Genomic DNA, 21,575 nt, shown 5'->3' on the forward strand with positions numbered 1-21,575 from the left:
GCGCCGGGCGCCGCGGCACCCGGCACGCCTGCGCCGGGCACGTCCGCACCCGGCAGGTCCGCACCGGGGCCCGCGCCGACCGGCGCGTCGACGCCGGGGAGCACCGAGCCGAGCACGGGCGGCAGGACGGGCAGGGCGCCGACCACGGGGCGCAGCGCCTCGACGACCGGCGCGAGCGGGTCGAGCACCGGCGCCACGCCGTCGAGCACGGGCTGCAGGGGCGCCGTCACGGCGCCGACGGTGCCGCCGACGAGACCCGCGACGGGGTCCGTCACGGGCGCCAGCGCGTCGGTCACGGGGGCGACGGCGTCCGTCACCGGCGTGACCGCCGCGACGACGGGCGTCACCACGTCCGCCACCACGGGCGCGACCGGCTCGACGACCGCCGCCACCGGCGGGGCGACGACCTCGCGGACCGGCGGCGCGACGACCTCGGCGACGGGTGCGGCGACGGGCTCCACCACGGGCGCGACCGCCTGCGTCACCGGGGCGACCACGTGGGCCGCGACGGGCTCCAGGACGCTCCCGACCACGCCGCCGACCGGCTCCAGGACCGGCTCGAGGACGGCGCCGACGGGTGCCGTGACACCGCCCAGCAGCCCACCGAGCCCGTCACCCGGCGCACCGGCCGGGTGGGGCGACGCCTTCGCGTCGTCGGGGCCGCCCGCGACGGCGCCGATGAGGACGAACAGCACGGCGGCGGCAGCGGTCAGCACGGCGCGGACCAGCCAGGTCCCCGCTTGTCGTGCGATCCGGTGCACGTCCATGTGCCGCAGACCCCCCAGTCGTGCGTCGGGCGTCACCGTCGGCGCCCGCTGCAGCCGACCGTAGGAGCGGTGCGCGCGGGGCCGCAACCGCAACGCGGCCGCGCTGCTCCGGACGGGTGAGCCGGGGGACGCCTCACCCGTCCGGAGCGCCCGGTCAGCTCCTCGTCGTGAAGGTCTGCACCGGGCCGACCGTCCGGCCGTAGGAGTTCTCCGCCACGACCCGGAACCGGTACGTCGTGCGGGGCTTGAGGCCGGAGACGGTCTGCTGCTCGCCGCGCTCGTACTGGACCGCGCCGAGCGCGAGCGTCGGCGTGCGCTGGTCGGTCGTGGTGGTGCCCCACTCGATCCACGCGTTCGTCGCCACGCCGTTCGGCGTCACGCGCAGCTTGAGCACGGCGGACGTGCTGCCCACCGAGGCGGGGGCGACGTCGCGGACCGTGGGCGGCCCGGGCGTCATCCAGCCGTCCTCGCGGGACGCGCTGCCGGCACCCGTGGTGACGGTGACCGTCCACGTGTACTTCGTGCCCGGCGTGAGGTTGCGCGGCTTCGTGGTGGACAGCTCCTGCGGGCCGCTCTTGGCGGTGGCGGCGGCCGTCGCGGTCCCGACGACCGTGGTGCCGGCACGCCACTCGAACGTGACGGTGCCCGCGACGCCCTTGGTGTCGACCCACGCGAACAGGTCGGCGGCCGTGATGGTGACGTTGCGCTCGGCGACGCCGGTGACCGCCGGCGCGGCCGCCACGGTCACGGTGCGCGCGTCGACCGCGGTGAGGCCGCGGGCGTCCGTCACCCGCAGCGTCGGGGTGAAGGTGCCCACGCCGTAGGTGTGGCCGAGCGCGGCGGGCGGCTGCCCGGTGCCGGACCGCGTGGTCCCGTCGCCGAGGTCGAGCGTCCACGACGTGACGCCGGCGCCCGTGGCGGACAGCGCGCCGGAGCTCCGGGCACCGGACAGCTCGACGGTCAGCGTGCCGGCGCCCTGCGTGCGGGACAGCTCGAGCCACGCGGCCGGACGCGTCCGCATCTCCGGACGGACGGCCGCCTCGCGGTACGCCGCCGCGGCGGCGCCGTCGCCGAGGCGCCAGTCGCACGTGCCGACGGTGTCGAAGTAGGCGACGGCCTCCAGCTCGGGCCACGACGCGATGTAGGCGAACGCCTCGCGCATCCACGCGGCGCGGCGGTCCGGCTGCGCCGGGTCCTCGACGGAGCCCCACTCGGCGAGCACGGCGGGCTTGCCGTGGTTCGCGGCGAAGGTCCGCAGACCGGCGGTCACCTGCTCCAGCGAGCGCCAGCCGGTGGTGCTGCCGGCGCGGCAGCCGAACCAGTTGTACGTGTCGGAGCCGATGCGGTCCACGACGTCGTCACCCGGGTAGAAGCCCTTGGCGGTGGGGTCGGTGGTCGGCTGGGTGAGCGCGCCGGTCGTCGAGACCCACGTCCAGAGCACGTTCGTGACGCCCTCCGCGCGGAACACCTCGACGTAGTGCCGCCACGCGGCGACGTACTCGGCGGGGGTGCCGAACGAGGTGCCGGCGATGTCCGGCTCGTGGTGGAGCGTCAGGTAGACCGTCGGCCCCAGCTGCTTGACCTGCTGGGCGTGCGTGCGGATCTGCGCGTCCGCGCCGCCGCTCGCGATGGTCGCCCAGCGCACGACCGAGCCGTTGCCCAGCCGCGGCAGGATCGACAGCATCGGGACGCGCGCGCGCTGGACCGTGCCGGTGGCGATGGGGCCGAGCAGGTTCTCGTCCCAGCGGTGGTAGAGGCGCTGCGTGTCGAGGCGGCGGCCGAGGGCGTCCTCGGTGGCCTGCGTGGCGGCCTCGACGCTCGGCTGCTCGCCGCGGACGACGTACTCGCCGAGCAGCGTGCCGGGGACGGCGCGCAGGTCGGCCGGGGCGGTGGCGGTGGCGGGCACGGCCGCGGTCGTCGCGGCCGTGGGCGCGGACGCGCCGGCGGGCTGCGCGGCGGCCTCCTGCCGGAGCACGCGCGGCGAGACCACGCGCGTCGGCGCGTCCGGCACGGGCAGGGCACCGGGGGTGGCGCGGTCCTTGAGCGCCTGCCCGGGCTCGGCGGCGGGCGTCGCGGCCGGCGTCGTGGCGACGGACGGGGTCGGTGCGGCGGTGCTGCTCGGCGCCGGGTCCGCGGGCGCCGGTGCGGCGGTGGCGGCGGCGGGCGCGCCCAGCAGCGCGACGGCCGTGAGGGCGGCCAGCGCGACGGTGGTGCCGCGCCGGTGCCGCGGTGCGCGCGGCCGGGGGGACGGGTCGGGGTGCACAGACACGTATCAGCTCTCCGGGGACGCGGGCAGGCGTCGACGACGAAGGGGGTCAGGACAGCGCCCCGTGCCTGCCCGCGGTCGGACGGAGCTCCTTGCGCCCGCGCGCGACCGTGCGCGAGGGTGTGTCTCCGCGTCCGTGCGACCGCGATGCGCTGATCAGCGCATCCGTTGTTCTGTAGCGGATGCGTTACAGATTAGCAGCGCCGCAGGCCAGAAGCACTGAGACGTATCACCCATGCCGGGGTTTTCACCCTCGCGCAGACGAACGGCCCGCCCCGCTGGTGCGGGACGGGCGGTTCGTGCAGGTCAGCGCCGATCCGGCGGTCAGAACCCCTGCGCCAGCCGGTGGTACACCTGGTTCCACCGCACCTCGGCGGCGAACCCGCGCCGCGTCGTCGACTCATCGATCACCAGCAGCTCGGTGCGCGTCATCTCGGCGAACATCTCGAACGCCTCGACGCCGACCGCCGTCGACAGCACGGTGTGGTGCGCGCCGCCGGCCGTGAGCCAGCACTCCGCCGACGTCGCGAAGTCCGGCCGCGGCTCCCACACCGCACGGGCGACGGGCAGGTGCGGCAGCGGCGCGCTCGGCGGCACGACGTCGACGACGTTGGCCGTCAGGCGGAACCGCTCGCGCATGTCCGCGAGCGACACGACGACGCCCGGGCCCGCGTCCGCGTCGAACACCATGCGGACGGGGTCCTCCTTGCCCCCGATGCCGAGCGGGTGGATCTCCACCCGCGGGCGCGACGTCGTGAGGGTCGGGCAGATCTCCAGCATGTGCGCGCCGAGGATGCGCTCCGCGCCGGGCGTCAGGTCGTAGGTGTAGTCCTCCATGAGCGACGCGCCGCCCGGCAGGCCCTCACCCATCACCTTCGCGGCCCGCACGAGCACGGCCGTCTTCCAGTCGCCCTCGGCGCCGAAGCCGTAGCCCTTGGCCATGAGCCGCTGCACGGCGAGCCCGGGCAGCTGGCGCAGGTCGCCGAGGTCCTCGAAGTTCGTCGTGAACGCCGTGGCGCCACGCGCGGTGAGGAACGCCTCGATGGCCAGCTCCTGACGGGCCGCGTAGCGCAGCGACTCGTGCCGGTCGCCGCCGCGGCGCAGCTCCAGGACGACGTCGTAGAGCTCCTCGTACTCCGCGACGAGCGCGTCGACGTCCGCGTCGGCGACCGCCCCGACCGCCGCGACCAGGTCGTTCACGCCCCACGTGTTGACCGAGACGCCGAACCGCAGCTCCGCCTCGGTCTTGTCGCCCTCGGTGACCGCGACGTCGCGCATGTTGTCGCCGAACCGCACGAGCCGCAGCTCCTGCACCGCCCGGCGCGCGGCGGCCGCGCGCACCCACGTGCCGACCCGGCGCGTCACCGCGGGGTTGGACACATGGCCGGCGACCGTGGTGCGCGAGACCCCCAGGCGCGCGGCGATGTACGCGTACTCGCGGTCGCCGTGCGCAGCCTGGTTGAGGTTCATGAAGTCGAAGTCGATGGTGTCCCACGGCAGCTCGACGTTCGCCTGCGTGTGCAGGTGCAGGAGCGGCTTGCGCAGCTGGTCCAGGCCGGTGATCCACATCTTCGCCGGGCTGAACGTGTGCATCCACGTGACGACGCCGAGCACGCGGTCGTCGGCGTTGGCGTCGAGCATGGCACGGCGGATCGCGCCGGAGTCCTTGAGCACCGGCTTCCACACGACGCGCACCGGCACGTCGTCCGACGCGTCGAGCTGCGCGGCGACCTGCTGCGACTGCTCCGCGACCTGGCGGAGGGTCTCCTCGCCGTACAGGTCCTGCGAGCCGGTGAGGAACCAGACCTCGCGGTCGGCGTAGGGCTTGCTCATGGTCTCTCCTGTCGGGTTCCGGCCGGCGTCAGCGCTGGCCGTAGACGTTCTGGTAGCGGGCGTACAGGGAGTCGACGTCCTGCTGCGCGATGGGCAGCGGCTCGCCGAGCTGACGGCTGACGTGCACCGTCCGCGCGACCTCCTCGACCATGACCGCGGCCTTCACCGCGGCCCTGGCGTCGCGGCCGATCGTGAACGGACCGTGGTTGCGCATGAGGACGGCGGGGCTGCGCGAGTCGCGCAGGGTCTCGACGATGCCGCGGCCGATGGAGTCGTCGCCGATGAGCGCGAACGGGCCGACGGGGATGTCACCGCCGAACTCGTCGGCCATCATCGTCAGCACGCACGGGACGGCCTCGCCGCGGGCCGCCCACGCCGTCGCGTAGGTCGAGTGCGTGTGCACCACGCCGCCGACCTCGGCCATGTGCCGGTACACGTAGGCGTGCGCGGCGGTGTCGGACGACGGCGCGCGCGTGCCCTCGACGAGCTCGCCGTCGAGGTCGCAGACGACCATCGCGTCCGGGCTCAGCTCGTCGTACGTCACGCCCGACGGCTTGATGACGAGCAGGTCGCGCTCCGACGGGCCGGCGTCGGGGTCGACGACGACCCGCTCCGACACGTTGCCGGCGGTCCACACGACCAGCCCCCAGCGGGGCAGCTCGGCGTGCAGCGCGCTGACGCGCTCGCGCGCGCGGGCGACGGCGTCGCGCACCGCGTCGGGGTACGCGTCCAGGGACGTGCTCATCGTGCTCCTCCTCCGCGCGCCGCTCGGACGCGCTCGTGGGTGCGGGTGCGGCGGGTCACAGCGCCCGGGTGGCGGCGCGCTCGACCGCGAGGCCGGCGCGGTAGCGCTCGAGGAACGCGGTGTAGCCGGCGACGTCGTCGGGGTCCGGGGCCACCTCGTCGACGTCGGCGCCGGCGAGCACGTGCTCGGCGAGCCACGTGGCGAGGTCCTGCTCCCGCGCAGCCGTCAGGTAGGCCGCGAGCAGGGCGATGCCCCACGCGCCGCCCTCCCCCGCCGTCCGCCCCACCGCGACCGGCACGTCGAGCGCCGCGGCGAGCAGCCGCTGCGCGACCCCCGCGGTGCGGAACAGGCCGCCGTGCGCGAACAGGGTGTCGACGCGCACGCCCTCGTCGGCGAGCACCTGCATGCCGAGGCTGAGCGTGCCGAACGCGCCGTACACCTGCGTGCGGGCGAAGTTCGCGAGCGTCAGGCGGCTGCCGGGCGTGCGGACGACCAGGGGACGCCCCTCCGCGAGGCCCGTCACCGGCTCCCCGGCGAGGTAGTTGTACGCCAGCAGGCCGCCGCCGTCGGCGTCGCCGTCGAGCGCCGCCCGCAGCAGCGCGCCGAAGACCGTGTCCGCGTCGTCGTCGTGGCCGAGCGCGCCGACGAGCTCGCCGAACACGCCCGCCCACGCCCCCAGCTCGCTGGCGCCGTTGTTGCAGTGGACCATCGCGACGGGGTCGCCCGCGGGCGTCGTGACGAGGTCGATCTCGGTGTGCACGCGGGCGAGCGCGTCCTCGAGCACCACCATCGCGAAGATGCTCGTGCCGACGCTGACGTTGCCCGTGCGCGGGGCGACCGACGCGGTCGCGACCATGCCGGTGCCCGCGTCGCCCTCCGGCGGGCAGAGCGGGGCGCCGGCGCGGAGCGTGCCGGTCGGGTCGAGCAGCGCCGCGCCCTCGTCCGTGAGGCGGCCCGCCTCCTGCCCGGCGAGCAGCACCTCGGGCAGCAGGTCCGCCAGGTGCAGCCCCGGCGCACGGTCGGCGACCAGCTCGTCGAACCGGGCGAGCATCTGCGCGTCGTAGCCGCGGGTCGCCGCGTCGATCGGGAACACGCCCGACGCGTCGCCGACGCCCAGGACGTGCCGCCCGGTCAGGCGGCGGTGCACGTACCCCGCCAGCGTGGTGATGGTCGCGACCTGCGGGACGTGCGGCTCCTCGTCGAGGACCGCCTGGTACAGGTGCGCGACCGACCAGCGCAGCGGGACGTTGTGCCCGAACGCCTCGGTGAGCTCCGTCGCGGCCCGCTCCGTCGTCGTGTTGCGCCACGTGCGGAACGGCACGAGCAGCTCGCCGTCGGCGTCGAACGCCAGGTAGCCGTGCATCATCGCCGAGACGCCGAGCGCGCCGACCGTCTCCAGCCGGGTGCCGTACCGCTGCTCGACGTCCGCGAGGAGCTCCGCGACGCACGCCTGCAGGCCGGACCAGACGGCGTCGAGGGAGTAGGTCCACAGGCCGTCGACGTAGTCGTTCTCCCACGCGTGCCCGCCCGCCGCGAGCGGCGTGCCGTCCGGGCCGACCAGGCTGGCCTTGATGCGGGTCGAGCCGAGCTCGATGCCGAGGGACGTGCGGCCGGCGTCGACGTGGGCGCGGGCGGCGTCGCTGTCCAGGTGCGCCGTCATCGTGCGCTCCCGGCGGGCGCGGGACGCGTCGCGTCGGCGGCCGCGCGGTCGCGGGCGGGCTGGGGGTCGACGGCCATGTCGCTCCCGTCGGTCGGGCGGTCGCCGTGCCGGTCGCGGCGGCGCGACGGCGGACGGGCGGCGGCGGGGCGCCGTCGCCGTGTCCATGTTAGCGCTCACACGGCGACCTGGCGAGTCCCTACGGGTTCCTTCGGGGTCGCGGGCGCGGCGTCGCGGTGCGTGCCGCGGGCTCTCCGGCCGGGCGGTCCGCTCGCGGTCGGCGCGGGTTCGCCGGCGTCCGGCGCGGGCCGCTCCGCGGTCGGCGCGCCCCCGTCGGCGGTGGGCGGTCCGCCCGACGACGCCGGCGGCACCGGCGCTCCTCGCGTCAGGGCGCGCTCGCGCGCACGACCAGCTCGGGGGCGATGAGCCCGCGCTCCGTGCCGCCGCCGTCGAGCGCCTCGACCAGCGTCCGCACCGTCCGTGCGCCCAGCTCGTCGAACCCCTGCCGCACCGTCGTCAGCGGCGGCGCCGCGTACGCGGACCCCGGCTCGTCGTCGAACCCGACCACCGCGACGTCGTCCGGCACCCGCACGCCCGCCTCCCGGAACGCGTGCAGCAGGCCGAGCGCCAGCTGGTCGTTGGCCGCGAACACCGCGTCCGGCACGCCCGCCTCGACGAGGCGGCGGCCGGCGGCGTGGCCGTCCGCCGCCGACCAGCCCGCCGGCAGCGGCGCCGGCACCGGCACGTCCGCGGCGACGAGCGCGTCGCGCCAACCCCGCAGGCGGTCACGGGCGTCGAACCACTCCCCCGGGCCGGCGACGTGCACGACCCTGCGCCGCCCCGCGGCGAGCAGGTGCTCCGTGGCCGCGCGGCCGCCCGCCGCCTGGTCCACGGCAACCGTCCGCACCCCGACCAGGTCCGGCGCCGACGACACCACGACGACCGGCACGGGTGCCCGCACCGACCCCACCGCGGCGACCGTGTCCGTGCGCGGCGCCACCACGACGATCCCGTCGACGCCCTGCGCGAGGAAGTGCTCCACCGCCGGCACGACCTCGTCCGGGCCGAACGACCGCACCGTCGCGACCGACACGTACCGACCCGCGTCGCGCGCGGCCCGCTCGAGCGCGACCAGCGTGCTCGTCGGCCCGAACAGCGCCGACCCCGGCGTGACGACGCCGATCGACCCGGTCCGCCGGGTCACGAGCGCGCGCGCCGCGAGGTTGCGGCGGTAGCCCAGCGTCGTGATGGCGCCGAGGACCCGCTCGCGCGTCTCCGGACGCACGCTCGGGTGGTCGTTGAGCACGCGCGAGACCGTCTGGTGCGACACGCCCGCGAGCGCCGCGACGTCGCTCATCGCGGGCGGGCGCGCGGAGGCCTCCGCCACGGTCAGCCGGCCGCCGGCCCGGCGAGCTCGCGCGAGCGGTCCGCCGCGGCGCGCGCCGCCGCGACGAGGCCCGCGCGCACGCCGTGCGCGTCCAGCGCCGCGACGCCCGCGACGGTGGTGCCGCCCGGCGACGACACGCGCTCCCGCAGGACCGCCGGGTGCTCGCCCGTGCCCGCGACCATCGCCGCGGACCCCTCGACGGTGGCGACCGCGAGGCGCGTCGCCAGGTCGCGCGTCAGGCCCAGCAGCACGCCGGCCTCCGCGAGCGCGTCGATGACGTAGAAGACGTACGCCGGCCCGGAGCCCGAGATGGCCGTGACCGCGTCGAGGTCCTTCTCGGCGACCCGCACCACCAGCCCGGTGGCGGCCAGCACCCGCTCGACGAGCGCGAGGTGCGGGTCACCCGCGGCGCTGCCCGCCGCGATCGCGCTCGCCCCCTTGCCGACGAGCGCCGGCGTGTTCGGCATGACGCGCACGACCGGCGTGCCCGCCGGCAGGGCCGCCTCGTAGACGCGCAGCGGCACGCCGGCGGCGACGCTGACGACGAGGGCGTCCGGGCGCAGCACCGGTGCGACGTCGGCGAGCACGGTCGGCACCACGTCCGGCTTCACCGCGACGAGGACGACGTCCGCGTGCGCCGCCGCGTCGGCGGAGGCGGCGGCCGTGGCCACCCCGTGCTCGGCCGCGAGCGCCGCGACCCGTGCGGGGTCGCGGTCCACCACGGTGACACGGTCGGCGGGCCAGCCGCCCTGCAGCAGGCCCGCGACGAGCGTGCCGCCCATGACCCCGCCCCCGAGCACCGCCACGGCCGGGGTGGTCCCCGCGTCGTGCGTCGTCATCGCGCCTCCTCGCTCCGCGCCGGCCCGTGGGCCGCGGCCGCCGGGCGTCGCGCCCGGGCCGCGGCCGAGCCTACCGACGGCACCGGACGACGGTCCGCCGGCACCCGGTGCGGCGCCGCGGGCCGGACGCGGTGCACCTGGACGGTCGCGGGGTCGACCCCGCCGCCGCGTCCACCCGGCGCTCGTTCAGCACCGCGACCCCGCGTCGCTGCACGACGGCCGCCTCACCGCCTCTCCGGCGCCGCGACGGCCCCGGGTCGTCGCCCCGGGTCGTCGCCCCGGGTCGCGGTCGCCCTGCCCGCCGCCCGGCGTGCACCACCCGGTTGTTCGGCAGCACCAGCATGGTCGATCCCTGCACGACGGCCGCCTCGTCGGTGGCGGCGTGCGCGGTGGAGACCGTGGGGCCGTTCGCGCCGGCGGGCGCGCGTCGGCGGGCGCGACCGTGACGGTCGCGGCGCGTCGTCCTGCCCGCCGATCCGGTGTCAGCGCGTGAGGTGGGCACGGATCGCGGAGGAGACGACGCCGTGCGTCGCCAGGTCGCGTGCCGTGAACCGCAGCACGTCGACCCCCGCCGCCACGAGGGCGTTCTGGCGCGTGCGGTCGGCGAAGAGCGCGTCCGGGGCGCCGTGCACGCCCGCGCCGTCGATCTCCGCGACGAGCAGCCGCCCGTCGCGGAGCCACCACCCGAGGTCGCCGCGCGCCACGACCCGGCCGCGTCCGTCCCGCACGGGCACCTGCAGCTCGTCCGGCGGCACGCCGTCGTCGACGCACTCCAGGCGCGCCCACGTCTCGAGCGGCGACTGCGCGCGGCCGTCGGCCAGCGCCAGCCACGGCCGCGCCCGCGCGGCGCCGCGTCGGCCGCGGACCACGGCGTCGACGTCGTCGAGACCGCAGCCGACGAGCCCGCGCAGCAGCGCCGAGTCGAGCACCGCGACCGCGTGCCGCCGGTCCAGCTCGCACACCGCCTGCGCCACCGCCCACGCCGGGGCGGCGACCCGTGCCGAGCCGACGCGCTCGACGGGCATCCCGGCGTCGAAGCACCGCACGACGACGGAGCCGCGAGGCCGCCGGCGGCTGCCGCCCGGCATCGCGACATCCGGGCGGACGACCGGAGGAAGTCCGTCGACGCCGAGCAGCGCGAGCGCGGACGCGCCGACGGCGATCGCGCTCGGGCCGGCCGCGAGGAGGCCGGTCCACGCCGCGCGTCGCCGGGCCCCGTCGTGCCCCGCTCCGAGCGGCCCACCGGCGAGCACGCCGAGGCCCGGCGTGACGTCGTACACCGCCCGCTGCACGCGGACGAGCCGGCCGCTGCGGACGAGCGACTCGCGGTGCCCGCGCGGCACCCCGGACGCGTCGCACTGCCGCGTCGACACGAGCCCTTCCTGGACGAGCGCGTGCATCAGCAGACGGTCGGGGAGAGGGAGCCGGCGAACCATGGGGACACCGCACCGCGTGCGGGACGCCGGCCGATCCGCAGGCGGCCCGCGCTGTGGACGCGACGCGCCGACCGCGGGCTGGGGTCGCCTCGTCGCGGCGGCGACGCGTCCGCCGACGACGCCGATCACCGCTGCCGGACCCCTCGGCGCGTCCCCGGACGATGACGAACCGACCACCGATCGAGCGCACGCCACCGGCCGGCCGGACCGACCGCGCGCCCGGCGAACCAGCCGTCGTGCAGCATCCGCGCGGTCGCATGCTGCAGAACCGCCGGGTGAGCGCCGTCGACGGTCCGGTCGCCACACGGACGACCCGAGAGCCGGCCACCGACCACTCGGAAGCCGGCCCTCCGTCCCGCGCCCGGCGAACCGGCCGTCGTGCAGCATCCGCGCGGTCGCATGCTGCAGAACCGCCGGGTCGGCGCTCAGTCGGGCCGCGGCGGCTGGGACCGCCGTCGCGCGGCCGAAGCGGCGCCTTCGGCCGGTTCCCATCGGCCAACCGGCCGTCGTGCAGCATCCGCGTCGCCGCATGCCGCAGAACCGCCGGGTCGGCGGCATGCGTCGGGTCGCGGCGGCGCCGACCGGGCGGCGCGTCAGGGGGTCGGCAGGAGCAGGAGGCCGTCGGCGACCAGCCCGCGTGCGGCCGGGAGGACGTCGGCCGCGACGTCCTGCGCCGGCACGTCCAGCAGCGACGCCAGCGCCGCGACGATCTGGCCGGCGGTGAGCTCGCCGTCGCACGCGCCGACGAACGCCGCCAGCGCGGTGCCGGCGCGGACCGTCACGCCGAAACCGCCGCCCTGCCGCAGCAGGACGACGTTCGGGTCGACCGCGCCGGGCTCGAGGTAGCGCTCCTCGGTGACGTCGCCCGCGACGCGCAGCCGCAGGCCGGCGAGGTCGCGGTCGTCCAGGCGCGCGAGCGCGTCGTGCGCCTCGAGGCCCGCGGCCAGCACCGGGCCGAGGGGCTGGCGAACCGGCCCGACGCGGTCCTCGAGCCGGCGCAGCGTCGGCGTGCCGGTGACGGGCCGGCGCAGCGTGACGACGCCGAACGCGACGCTGTCGACGTCCCGGGACGCGAGGTCGTCGAGCCACGCGCCGTACAGGTCGCGCCACGCGGCGCCGTCCGCGGGGGTGGTGCCGCCGTCGCGGATCCACGTCTCCGCGTACTCGGCGGGGTCCTGCTCGTCGCGGCGGACGACCCACGCGTCGAGCCCGGCGGCGTCGATCCACGCGCCGACGCGCTCGTCCCAGCGCTCGCCGCGGCGGACCTCCCAGTTGGCGAGGAGCTGCGCCGCACCACCGGGCGCGAGCACGTCGCCGACCCCGGTGACGAGGTCGCGCACGAGGTCGTCGCCGGCGCGGCCGCCGTCGCGGTAGTCGTACGCCGGCACGTCGGCGCGGCGCGGGGTGATGACGAACGGCGGGTTGCTGACGACGAGGTCGAAGGTCTCCCCGGCGACGGGCTCGAGCATCGACCCCTGCCGCAGCTCCACCCGGTCCGGCCCGAGGCCCGCGAGCGCGGTCGTGAACCGGGCGAACGCGAGCGCCCGCGCGGACAGGTCGGTGGCGACGACCTCCGGCGCGTGCCGCGCCGCGTGCAGCGCCTGGACGCCGCACCCGGTGCCGAGGTCGAGCACGCGGCCGCGCGGCCCGCGGACGGTGGCCTGCGCGAGCGTCACCGACGCCCCGCCGACGCCCAGCACGTGGTCGGTGCGCAGCGCGCGCCCGGTGGCGACCTCGCCGAGGTCGGACGCGACCCACCAGGCCGCCTCGCCGGCGCCGTCGACCGCGGCGTAGGGGCGCAGGTCGACGACGGCCTGGACGTCGTCGTCCGTGCCGGCGCCGGCGGTGGTGACGAGCCCGAGGCGCCGTGCGCCGTCGACGCCGAGCCGGGGCAGCGCCGCCCTGAGCGCCGTACCGGGGACGGGTGCGCCGAGCACGAACGCGCGCACGAGCGTGGCGACGGGGTCGTCGACGCCGGCGGTGGAGCGCAGCGCGGGCACCGCCTCACCGCGGTGCAGGGCGCCGTTCGCGACGGGGCCCAGCAGCGCCTCGACGCGGTCGACGGTGTAGCCGGCGGCGCCGAGGTCGTCACGGAGCGCGTCGACGAGGGCGTCGTCGACGACGGGGGCGTCGGGGGTGGTCGGCGGGTTCACGTCCGCCATCGTCGCAGGCGCGGCGGCGTCAGCCGGCGGCGGGCAGCGCGACGTCCACGACGAGCGGGCGGTGATCGCTCGCGACGCCGACGGGTGCGTCGTCGGGGACCCGCGCCTGCCGCACGGACATGCGGCCGTCGACGAGCACGGCGTCGATGCGGACGCGCGGTGCGTCGGCGGGGTAGGTCGGGTGGTCGGCACCGACGGTGGCGGCGGCGTCCTGCAGCCCCCCGGCGGCGCCGAGCAGCGCGGACCACGACGGCCCGCCGGGACGCTCGTTGAGGTCGCCCGCGACCAGCACGGGCGCCCCGGCGTCGTGCCGTGCGGCGAGCAGCCGGCCGGAGACCAGGTCGACGTGCCGGGCGCGCTCGGCGGCGCGCAGGCCGAGGTGCACCACGACGACGCGCACGCCGTCGACGCGGGCGGTCGACGCTCCGCGGCGGGTCAGCCCGGGCCGCCACGGCAGCCGCACGGCGTGCGCGTCCCGCACGGACCGGTGCGGCGCGACGAGCAGCGCGGTCGTGCGCGCTCCCCCGCCCGCCACGGCGACGCGCAGCCCGGTGCGGGCGGCGAACCGGCGCAGCCGCCACCGGCCGAGCAGCCGGCGTGGCGGCTCCTGCGCGGCGAGGACGTCGGGGCGGGCGGTGCGGACGACGTCGACGAGCGCGTCGACCTCCTGCCGCAGCCCGCGCAGGTTGTACGTCATGACCCGCAGCGTGCGGACGTCGTCGTCGGGCACGGATCCTCCGTGGGTGTCGGCGGCGGGGGCGTCATCGGCGCGACACCGCCCGCGCCCGAAGGGTAGACGCAGCGGCGAAGCGATTCGCACGTTTCGCGCACCCTGTCCGCGCCGAAGTTTCTTCGGTAGCTTGACGAAGTCTGCCCGGCCGCGACGGAGCGGCCGCACACCCCGGGAGGTCCGATGCCGGTCCCAGCTGCCCGAGCGCGCGTCCGCGGGGTCGCCGCCACGTGCGCCGCAGCCCTCGCCGCGGCGCTGCTCGCGGTCCCGTCCGCGGCGACCGCAGGCGCCGCGCCGGCTCCCGCCGCGCCGGCCCCGGCCACCGTCTCGGTCGTCGACCCCGACGCCACGGCCGCCACGCGGTCGCTGTTCGCCTACCTCGACGACGTCCGCGGCGAGGAGGTCCTCGTCGGCCACCAGCACGCGACGTCGTTCGGGCTGACGCTCGACGCGCCCGACGGCACCACGTCCGACCTCGCGAACACCTACGGCGACTTCCCGGCCGTCTTCGGCTGGGACACGCTGATCCTCGAGGGGGACGAGCGCCCGGGCGCCGCGGGCAACACCACCGAGCAGAACATCGCGGCGTTCGCCGACCACATCGAGAAGGCGCACGCGATCGGCGGCGTCAACACCATCAGCGCGCACATGGAGAACTTCGTCACGGGCGGGTCGTTCTACGACACGTCGGGCGACACGCTGCGCGCGGTGCTGCCCGGCGGCTCGCACCACGCCGACCTCAACGCCTACCTCGACCACATCGCGACGCTGGCCGGCGAGGTCCGCGACGCGGACGGGGAGCTCATCCCGATCATCTTCCGCCCGTGGCACGAGAACGCGGGCTCGTGGTTCTGGTGGGGCGCCGCCTTCGGCTCGCCCGGCGAGTACAAGGAGCTCTTCCGCTACACCGTCGAGTACCTGCGCGACGTCAAGGGCGTCCCGAACTTCCTGTACGCGTGGGGGCCGGGCGGTGGGTTCGGCGGTGACGAGGACGTGTACATGCGCACGTACCCGGGGGACGCGTTCGTCGACGTGCTCGGCTACGACACGTACGACGCCACCGGCTCGCAGGCGTTCCTCGACGGGCTCGTCGCCGACCTCGGGTTGATCGCGCGGATCGCCGACGAGCGCGGCAAGATCTCGGCGTTCACGGAGTTCGGCGTCACGAACGGCGTGGGCACCAACGGCTCGAACCCCGAGCAGTGGTTCACGAAGGTCCTCGCGGCCATCGAGGGCGACCCGGACGCGCGCCGCAACGCGTACATGCAGACGTGGGCCAACTTCGACGAGGGCCAGCACTACGTGCCCGTCGGCGACGACGCGCTCGTGCCGGACTTCCAGGCGTTCGTCGACGACCCGTTCACGGCCATGTCCGACGACCTCGACCTCGCCGACGTCTTCGGCCGCGACGTCGCCACGACGCCGCAGCCGCCGCTCGTGCACGTCGTCAGCCCCGCCGACGGCGCCCGCGTGGCGACGAGCCCGACGACGCTGCGGGTCGCGGTCGACAACGTCGACGCCGACGCGGTCGCGGTGACGGTCGCGCGCGGGGACGACGAGGAGGTCGTGGAGCTCGCGCACGACGGCGGCCTGTGGTGGACCGCGGAGCTCGAGGTCCCGGCGGATCAGCTCGACAACAGCACGCGCACCCTGACCGCGCGGGTGACGGTCGACGGCGAGGTGCTGCTCACGGAGACGTCGCAGGTCGTGCTCGGTCCGCGCCCCACGTTCGGCCCCGGGGTCGTCGACGACTTCGAGGGGTACGGCGACGACACCGCGCTGCGCGCCGAGTACGTGCAGTACGGCGCGAACACGATCACCCTCGAGACGGGTTCCGTGGGGCAGGGCGCGAAGGCGCTGCGCCTCGACTACGACTTCGCGACGCAGACGTACACCGGCATCGGCAAGCAGATCAGCGGCGACTGGTCCGACTTCAACGAGCTGACGCTGTGGGTCGACCCCGACGCGTCGGACAACCGGATGGTCCTGCAGCTCAAGGCCGGCGGCGTCGCCTACGAGGCGTACCCGTCGCTGGCGGGCGACGAGCCGCAGCAGGTGACGATCCCGTTCGTCGACTGGCGCCCCGCGCCGTGGGACACGGCGAACGCGGACCGCCGCATCACCGACGACGACCTGCGGACCATCGAGCAGCTCAACGTCTACGTGAACGCGGCCGAGGGCGGGGCGACGTCCGGCTCGGTCGTCGTCGACGCGATCGCCGCGCTGCCCGGCACCGAGCCGCCGCCGCTCTTCGCCGACGTGCCGAAGGGCCACCCGTACGAGGCCGACGTGCTGTGGCTGCACGGACAGGGCCTGGACGACGGGTACGCGGACGGCACGTTCCGGCCCGAGGGCGTGGTGCTCCGCGCGGCCGCCGCCGACCTGCTGCACGCCTACGCGGGCGAGGGCGCGCAGCCGACCGTGCGGCACCCCACGTTCTGGGACGTGCCGCGCCGGCACCCGTCGTACGCGGCCGTCGAGTGGCTCGCCGCCGAGCAGGTCGCCGACAGCCGCCCGCTGCCGCTCTTCCTGCCGTGGCTGCCGCTGGACCGCACGACCGCCGCCGTGTGGCTGTACCGCCTCGCGGGCGAGCCGGAGGTGACGGGCGACCTGGCGTTCACGGACGTCCCGCGCGCCGCACGCGCGGCCGTGCTCTGGGCGACGCAGACCGGCGTCGTGGAGCCCGAGTCGGCCACGCGGTTCGGCCTGCTGCGGCCCGTGCTGCGCCAGGAGATGGCCCGGTACCTGCACCGGTTCGACGCGCTGCCCGAGCCGCTCGAGCCCGTCGTGCTGTTCGACTTCGCGGACGGGGCGCAGGGCTGGACGGCCATGAGCGGCACCGCGACCGCGGCCGGCGGGGCGCTCGCGGTGACCGCGGGTGCGGACGGCACGTGGGTCGGCGTGAGCGGGGCGTTCGACCTGACGGGCCGCACGCAGCTCGTCGTCGACGCGGACGCCACCACGGGCTTCGACACCAAGCTGGCGCTGCAGGTGGGGCCGTCGTGGCAGTGGTGCGAGACCGCGCAGGCGGGCTGGGTCGCCGGCCCGCGGCAGGACGTCGTCCTCGACCTGACCACGCTGTCGGCGGAGTGCGCCGCCGGCCTCGCCGACGTCCGCGGGATGCACCTCTACCTCAACGCGGGCGAGCACGTGGTCGACGACGTGGAGGTCCGCTGACGTCGGTGGCCGGACGCCGGACCGTGCCGTCCGGTACGCGTAGGTTGGGTCGCACACCACCCACCGCCGTCGCCCGGCCCCTCGGCCGTGCGGCGCACCCTGCTCGAGGAGAACCTGTGCGACGACCGCTCGCGCTGGCCGCCACGGCCGCGACCGCCCTGCTGCTCGCCACCGCCTGCTCCGGGGGCGGCGACGAGCCGGCCCCCACGTCCTCGGGCACGCCGGACGCGTCGTCCGCCGCCGCGGAGCCGACCGCGGACGCCGGTGCGGACGCCGGCGACCTCGCCGAGTGCATCCTCGGCACGTGGGACGTCGACACCGCCGCGATGCAGGAGTCGATGGACGCGCTGCTCGCCACGGGCGGTGCGGAGCTCGACGCCATGCAGACGACGATCACGGGCGAGGGCACGTACGACTTCGCCGAGGGCGGCGCGTTCACCGGGACCGCCGACATGGCGTCCGGCGTGACCATGTCGGCCGAGGGCATGGAGATCGCCACGCAGTCGACGTCGACGGGGACGATGACCGGCACGTGGGCGGTCGAGGGCGACCAGCTGACGCTCGCCGACATCGACACGAGCGGCATGACGGTGACGACCACCGGCACGATGAACGGCGAGCCGTTCGACATCCCCGAGGGCTCGACGGAGGCCGCCATGGACGCGGCGCCGCCGACCGCGTCGACCGCGACGTGCACCGCCGACACCCTGACGCTGACGACGACCAGCGCCGTGGACGAGAGCAGCGAGCCGCTCAGCCTGAGCTACACGCTGCGCCGCTGACCGTCCCCCGCACGACCCGCACCACCTCACGCACGACGCGGCCGGCCGGGCACCACGCCCGGCCGGCCGCGTCGTCGTACGCGCCCTGCGCGCCGCCTCAGCCGACGCGCTGCGGGTCGTCCACGAGGTGCGTCTCGTGCTCGAGCCGGCCCTCGCGGTCGACCCGGGCCGCCCGCAGCCGGGACGCGACGACCGCGCCGAACGCGATGAGCGTCGCCGCGACGGCGATGCCGAGGCGCACGGTGTGGTTCGCGTCGTCGCCCACGGAGACCAGCACGATGGCCGGGGCGATGAGCACCGACACGAGGTTCATCACCTTGAGCAGCGGGTTGATCGCCGGGCCGGCCGTGTCCTTGAACGGGTCGCCGACGGTGTCGCCGATGACGGCGGCGGCGTGCGCGGGCGAGCCCTTGCCGCCGTAGTTGCCGTCCTCGACGATCTTCTTCGCGTTGTCCCACGCGCCGCCCGAGTTGGCGAGGAACACCGCCATGAGCACGCCCGTGCCGATGGCACCGGCGAGGAACCCGGCGAGCGGGCCGACGCCGAGGCCGAAGCCGACGGCGATGGGCGCGAACGCCGCGAGCAGGCCGGGCGTCGCGAGCTCGCGCAGCGAGTCGCGGGTGCAGATGTCGACCACGCGCCCGTACTCGGGGCGGACCTCGCCGGTCATGATGCCGGGGTGCTCGCGGAACTGGCGGCGCACCTCGAACACGATGGCACCGGCGGCGCGGGTCACGGCGTCGACGGCCAGGCCCGAGAACAGGAACACGACCGCACCGCCGAGGATGACCCCGACGAGCGTGACCGGGCTGATGATGTCGTAGGACATCATCGCCGCGACGAGGTCGTCGCCGACCTCGCCCGAGACGTCCCGCAGGGCGCTCGCCACCGCGTCGGCGTACGAGCCGAACAGCGCGGTGGCGGCGAGCACGGCCGTGGCGATGGCGATGCCCTTGGTGACGGCCTTCGTGGTGTTCCCGACCGCGTCGAGGTCCGTGAGGATCTGGGCGCCCTCCGGCGTGACGTCGCCGGACATCTCCGCGATGCCCTGCGCGTTGTCGCTCACCGGGCCGAACGTGTCCATCGCGACGATGACGCCGACGGTGGTGAGCAGGCCGCAGCCCGCGAGCGCGATGAGGAACAGCGCGAGCGGCACCGACCCGCCGGCGAGCAGGAAGACGCCGCAGATGGCGGCGGCGATGATGCCGGCCGTGTAGACGGCCGACTCGAAGCCGACGCCGATGCCGGACAGCACGACGGTCGCGGCCCCCGTGAGCGTGGTGCGCGCGACGTGCAGCGTCGGCTTGCTGGTCGTCCCCGTGAAGTAGCCCGTCACCCACAGGATGACGCCGGCCAGGACGACGCCGATGAGCACGGCGGCCGACGCGACGAGGCGCGGGTCGCCGACGTGCGTCTCGAGCCCCGCGGTGCCGCCCGTCAGCGCCGCGAACGACGACGGCAGGTACAGGAACGCGGCGACGGCGGCGAGCACGACGCCCACGAGGGCGGACACGTAGAACCCGCGGTTGATGGCGGTGAGCCCGCTCTCGGCGCCCCGCACGCGCGTGATCGCGACGCCGAGGCCGGCGACGAGCGCCCCGACGGCCGTCACGATCAGGGGGAAGACCATGCCCTCCTCGCCGAACGCCGCGCGCCCGAGGATGAGGGCGGCGACGAGCGTCACGGCGTAGGACTCGAACAGGTCCGCGGCCATGCCGGCGCAGTCCCCCACGTTGTCGCCCACGTTGTCCGCGATGGTGGCGGCGTTGCGCGGGTCGTCCTCGGGGATGCCCTGCTCGACCTTGCCGACGAGGTCGGCGCCGACGTCCGCGGCCTTGGTGAAGATGCCGCCGCCGACGCGCATGAACATCGCGAGCAGCGCGGCGCCGAAGCCGAAGCCCTCGAGCACGGCGGGCGCCTCCTGGCCGTAGACCAGCACGACCGCGGCGGCGCCCAGCAGGCCGAGGCCGACGACGGCCATGCCGACGACCCCGCCCGTGCGGAAGGCGATGCGCGCACCCTCGGCGCGTCCGCCCGGCAGCGAGGCCGCGGCGGCGACGCGCAGGTTGGCGCGCGTGGCGAGCCACATGCCGAGGAACCCGATGGCGGCGGAGAAGCCCGCGCCGACGAGGAAGAACAGGGAGCGGCCGAGCTTGACGCCCCCGTCGCCGGGCAGCAGGAACAGCAGGGCGCAGACGACCGCGGCGAACAGCGCGAGGGTGCGGAACTGCCGGCGCAGGTACGCCGACGCCCCTTCCTGCACGGCGAGCGCGATCTCCTGCATGGACACCGTGCCCTCGCCCGCGGCGAGGACCTGACGACGGAGCACCGCCGCGACGACCAGGGCGGCCACCGCGACCACCGCGATGGCGGCGACGATCGTGATGCTCGTGGCACCGAGCTGCATGCATCCTCCTCGACACATACGGCGCGGACCCCCTGTGCGCGCCACGTCCGACCGGCCCCGTTGCCGGCGGACCGGGCGAGTCTAGCCAGACCGTGTGACGTGGGTCGCACCGGGACATGACACCCGTTCGGGGCGTGTCCGGGCGCGTCAGCCGGCGAGCGCCGCCTCGAGGGTCCCGTGGATCGTGAACACCTGGTGCAGCCCCGTGATGGTGAAGATCTTCATCAGCTGCTCGGAGTCGATGACGAGCGCCATGCGCCCGCCCGCCGTCCGCACGCGCTTGAGCGTGCCGACCAGCAGGCCGAGGCCCGTCGAGTCCATGAACGACACGGCCGTGAGGTCGACGACGAGGTCGGTCCCGCCCTCCGCGACCGTCCGCGCCAGCTGCTCCCGCAGCCGGTCCGCGCTCGCCACGTCCACCTCGCCGGCCACCCGCACCACGGTGCGCGTGCCGACGACCTCCTGCTCCACCTGCACGTCCACGGACGCCCTTCCCGTCGGGCCTGGGTCTCACGGCATTCAAGCACCCGGGGCCGGGCCCGCCACAGCAGGCCCCGCACGCGGTCCCCGTTCACCCGACCGGAGGAGGACCCAACCTTTCGGGCCGCTCACCCGTCTGGGAGTCTGTGCGGGGCCGTGGGGTCCCGTCCCGAGACACGGAGGTCGTTCGTGACGAGCTGGGAGGACGCGCTCGACGAGCTCGTCCGCACCCGCGGGAAGGCGCTGGTCGGGTACGCGTACCTGCTCACCGGGGACCTCCGCGAGGCCGAGGACCTGGTGCAGGACGCGATCGTCCGGTCCTTCACGCGCGGCCGCGCCACGCGGGAGGTCGCCTCCGCGGAGGCGTACGTGCGGCGCGCGGTGCTGACCACCTACGTCGACGGCTTCCGCCGCCGACGGCACTGGGCGACGATCCGGCACCTCACCGCCGTGCCGGCCGTCACGCCGGCGGACGGCCCGCACGCCGGCCCGGAGCAGCTCGTGACGACGCGGCTGACCGTGCAGGAGGCGCTGGCCACGCTGCCGCCGCGCGTGCGCGCCTGCATGGTCCTGCGCCACTTCGACGACCTGCCCGTCGCGGAGGTCGCCGCCACCCTCTCCCTGTCGGTCGGCGCCGTGAAGCGCTACCTGCACGACGGGACGCGCGCGCTGGAGGCCCGGCTGGGACCCGTCCTCGGCCGCGACGACGTCCCCGCCGACGACGCCCCCGCCCCCACCGACGACGTCCTCGTCACCCCCCGGAGGTCACGATGAGCACACGGCTGGACCAGGCCCTCGCCGAGATCGCCGACGCCGCGGGGCACGCGTCCCGGCTCGCCGTGCCGGGCGACCCGGCCGGCAGCGCGACCGTGCACCGCATCACCGCACGCGTGCGCCGGCGGCGCGC

At 76.3% G+C, this 21,575-nt stretch carries 14 protein-coding genes and 1 pseudogene; 3 read left to right on the top strand and 12 right to left on the bottom strand.

Annotation, left to right across the window (positions count from 1 at the left end; all coding sequences use genetic code 11):
- From AB6N23_RS10235 to AB6N23_RS10280, 10 genes and pseudogenes are all read right to left on the bottom strand, one after another.
- Positions 1 to 767, bottom strand: a pseudogene (locus AB6N23_RS10235) (hypothetical protein); the annotation flags it as partial.
- A gap of 154 nt (positions 768 to 921) precedes the next feature.
- Entirely contained in the window at positions 922 to 3,036 is a 2,115-nt protein-coding gene (locus tag AB6N23_RS10240) for a glycosyl hydrolase (protein WP_412865972.1), read from the bottom strand.
- A 321-nt stretch (positions 3,037 to 3,357) separates the two neighbouring features.
- Positions 3,358 to 4,866, bottom strand: coding sequence for an L-arabinose isomerase (gene araA, locus AB6N23_RS10245; RefSeq protein ID WP_412865973.1), 1,509 nt, complete (start codon positions 4,864 to 4,866; stop codon positions 3,358 to 3,360).
- 28 nt (positions 4,867 to 4,894) lie between these two features.
- Complete coding sequence (locus tag AB6N23_RS10250; protein ID WP_412865974.1) at positions 4,895 to 5,611, bottom strand: L-ribulose-5-phosphate 4-epimerase; 717 nt, start codon at positions 5,609 to 5,611, stop codon at positions 4,895 to 4,897.
- Between the two features lie 55 nt (positions 5,612 to 5,666).
- The gene (locus AB6N23_RS10255; RefSeq protein WP_412865975.1) at positions 5,667 to 7,271 is read right to left on the bottom strand and encodes a xylulokinase; all 1,605 of its coding nucleotides are present in this window, start codon (positions 7,269 to 7,271) and stop codon (positions 5,667 to 5,669) included.
- Positions 7,272 to 7,653: 382 nt separating this feature from the next.
- Positions 7,654 to 8,625 (bottom strand): LacI family DNA-binding transcriptional regulator, encoded by a 972-nt coding sequence (locus AB6N23_RS10260; RefSeq protein ID WP_412865976.1) that lies wholly within the window; start codon positions 8,623 to 8,625, stop codon positions 7,654 to 7,656.
- A gap of 32 nt (positions 8,626 to 8,657) precedes the next feature.
- The gene (gene proC, locus AB6N23_RS10265; protein ID WP_412865977.1) at positions 8,658 to 9,494 is read right to left on the bottom strand and encodes a pyrroline-5-carboxylate reductase; all 837 of its coding nucleotides are present in this window, start codon (positions 9,492 to 9,494) and stop codon (positions 8,658 to 8,660) included.
- Positions 9,495 to 9,976: 482 nt separating this feature from the next.
- A complete protein-coding gene (locus AB6N23_RS10270; RefSeq protein WP_412865978.1) occupies positions 9,977 to 10,894 on the bottom strand; it encodes a hypothetical protein in 918 nt (305 codons plus the stop codon).
- 629 nt (positions 10,895 to 11,523) lie between these two features.
- Positions 11,524 to 13,092, bottom strand: coding sequence for a DUF7059 domain-containing protein (locus AB6N23_RS10275; protein ID WP_412865979.1), 1,569 nt, complete (start codon positions 13,090 to 13,092; stop codon positions 11,524 to 11,526).
- A gap of 19 nt (positions 13,093 to 13,111) precedes the next feature.
- Positions 13,112 to 13,822, bottom strand: a complete 711-nt coding sequence (locus tag AB6N23_RS10280) for an endonuclease/exonuclease/phosphatase family protein (protein WP_412865980.1) — start codon at positions 13,820 to 13,822, stop codon at positions 13,112 to 13,114.
- Between the two features lie 183 nt (positions 13,823 to 14,005).
- Here AB6N23_RS10280 and AB6N23_RS10285 point away from each other — a divergent pair, with 183 nt between their 5' ends.
- Positions 14,006 to 16,999: a glycosyl hydrolase gene (locus AB6N23_RS10285; RefSeq protein WP_412865981.1), complete on the top strand. Its 2,994-nt coding sequence runs from the start codon at positions 14,006 to 14,008 to the stop codon at positions 16,997 to 16,999.
- A 116-nt stretch (positions 17,000 to 17,115) separates the two neighbouring features.
- On the top strand, positions 17,116 to 17,781 hold the full coding sequence (locus tag AB6N23_RS10290; protein WP_412865982.1) for a hypothetical protein: 666 nt from the start codon (positions 17,116 to 17,118) through the stop codon (positions 17,779 to 17,781).
- 97 nt (positions 17,782 to 17,878) lie between these two features.
- Here the strand turns inward: AB6N23_RS10290 and AB6N23_RS10295 are convergent, their stop codons facing one another.
- Both AB6N23_RS10295 and AB6N23_RS10300 read right to left on the bottom strand, forming a co-directional pair.
- Complete coding sequence (locus tag AB6N23_RS10295; protein ID WP_412865983.1) at positions 17,879 to 20,188, bottom strand: sodium-translocating pyrophosphatase; 2,310 nt, start codon at positions 20,186 to 20,188, stop codon at positions 17,879 to 17,881.
- A gap of 147 nt (positions 20,189 to 20,335) precedes the next feature.
- Positions 20,336 to 20,671, bottom strand: a complete 336-nt coding sequence (locus AB6N23_RS10300; RefSeq protein WP_378207048.1) for an STAS domain-containing protein — start codon at positions 20,669 to 20,671, stop codon at positions 20,336 to 20,338.
- Between the two features lie 186 nt (positions 20,672 to 20,857).
- Between AB6N23_RS10300 and AB6N23_RS10305 the strand changes: the two genes are divergently transcribed.
- Entirely contained in the window at positions 20,858 to 21,442 is a 585-nt protein-coding gene (locus AB6N23_RS10305) for a sigma-70 family RNA polymerase sigma factor (RefSeq protein WP_378207044.1), read from the top strand.
- The last annotated feature ends 133 nt before the right edge of the window (positions 21,443 to 21,575 follow it).

The sequence above is a fragment of the Cellulomonas pasadenensis genome, from assembly GCF_047229365.1.
Classification (GTDB): Bacteria; Actinomycetota; Actinomycetes; order Actinomycetales; family Cellulomonadaceae; genus Cellulomonas.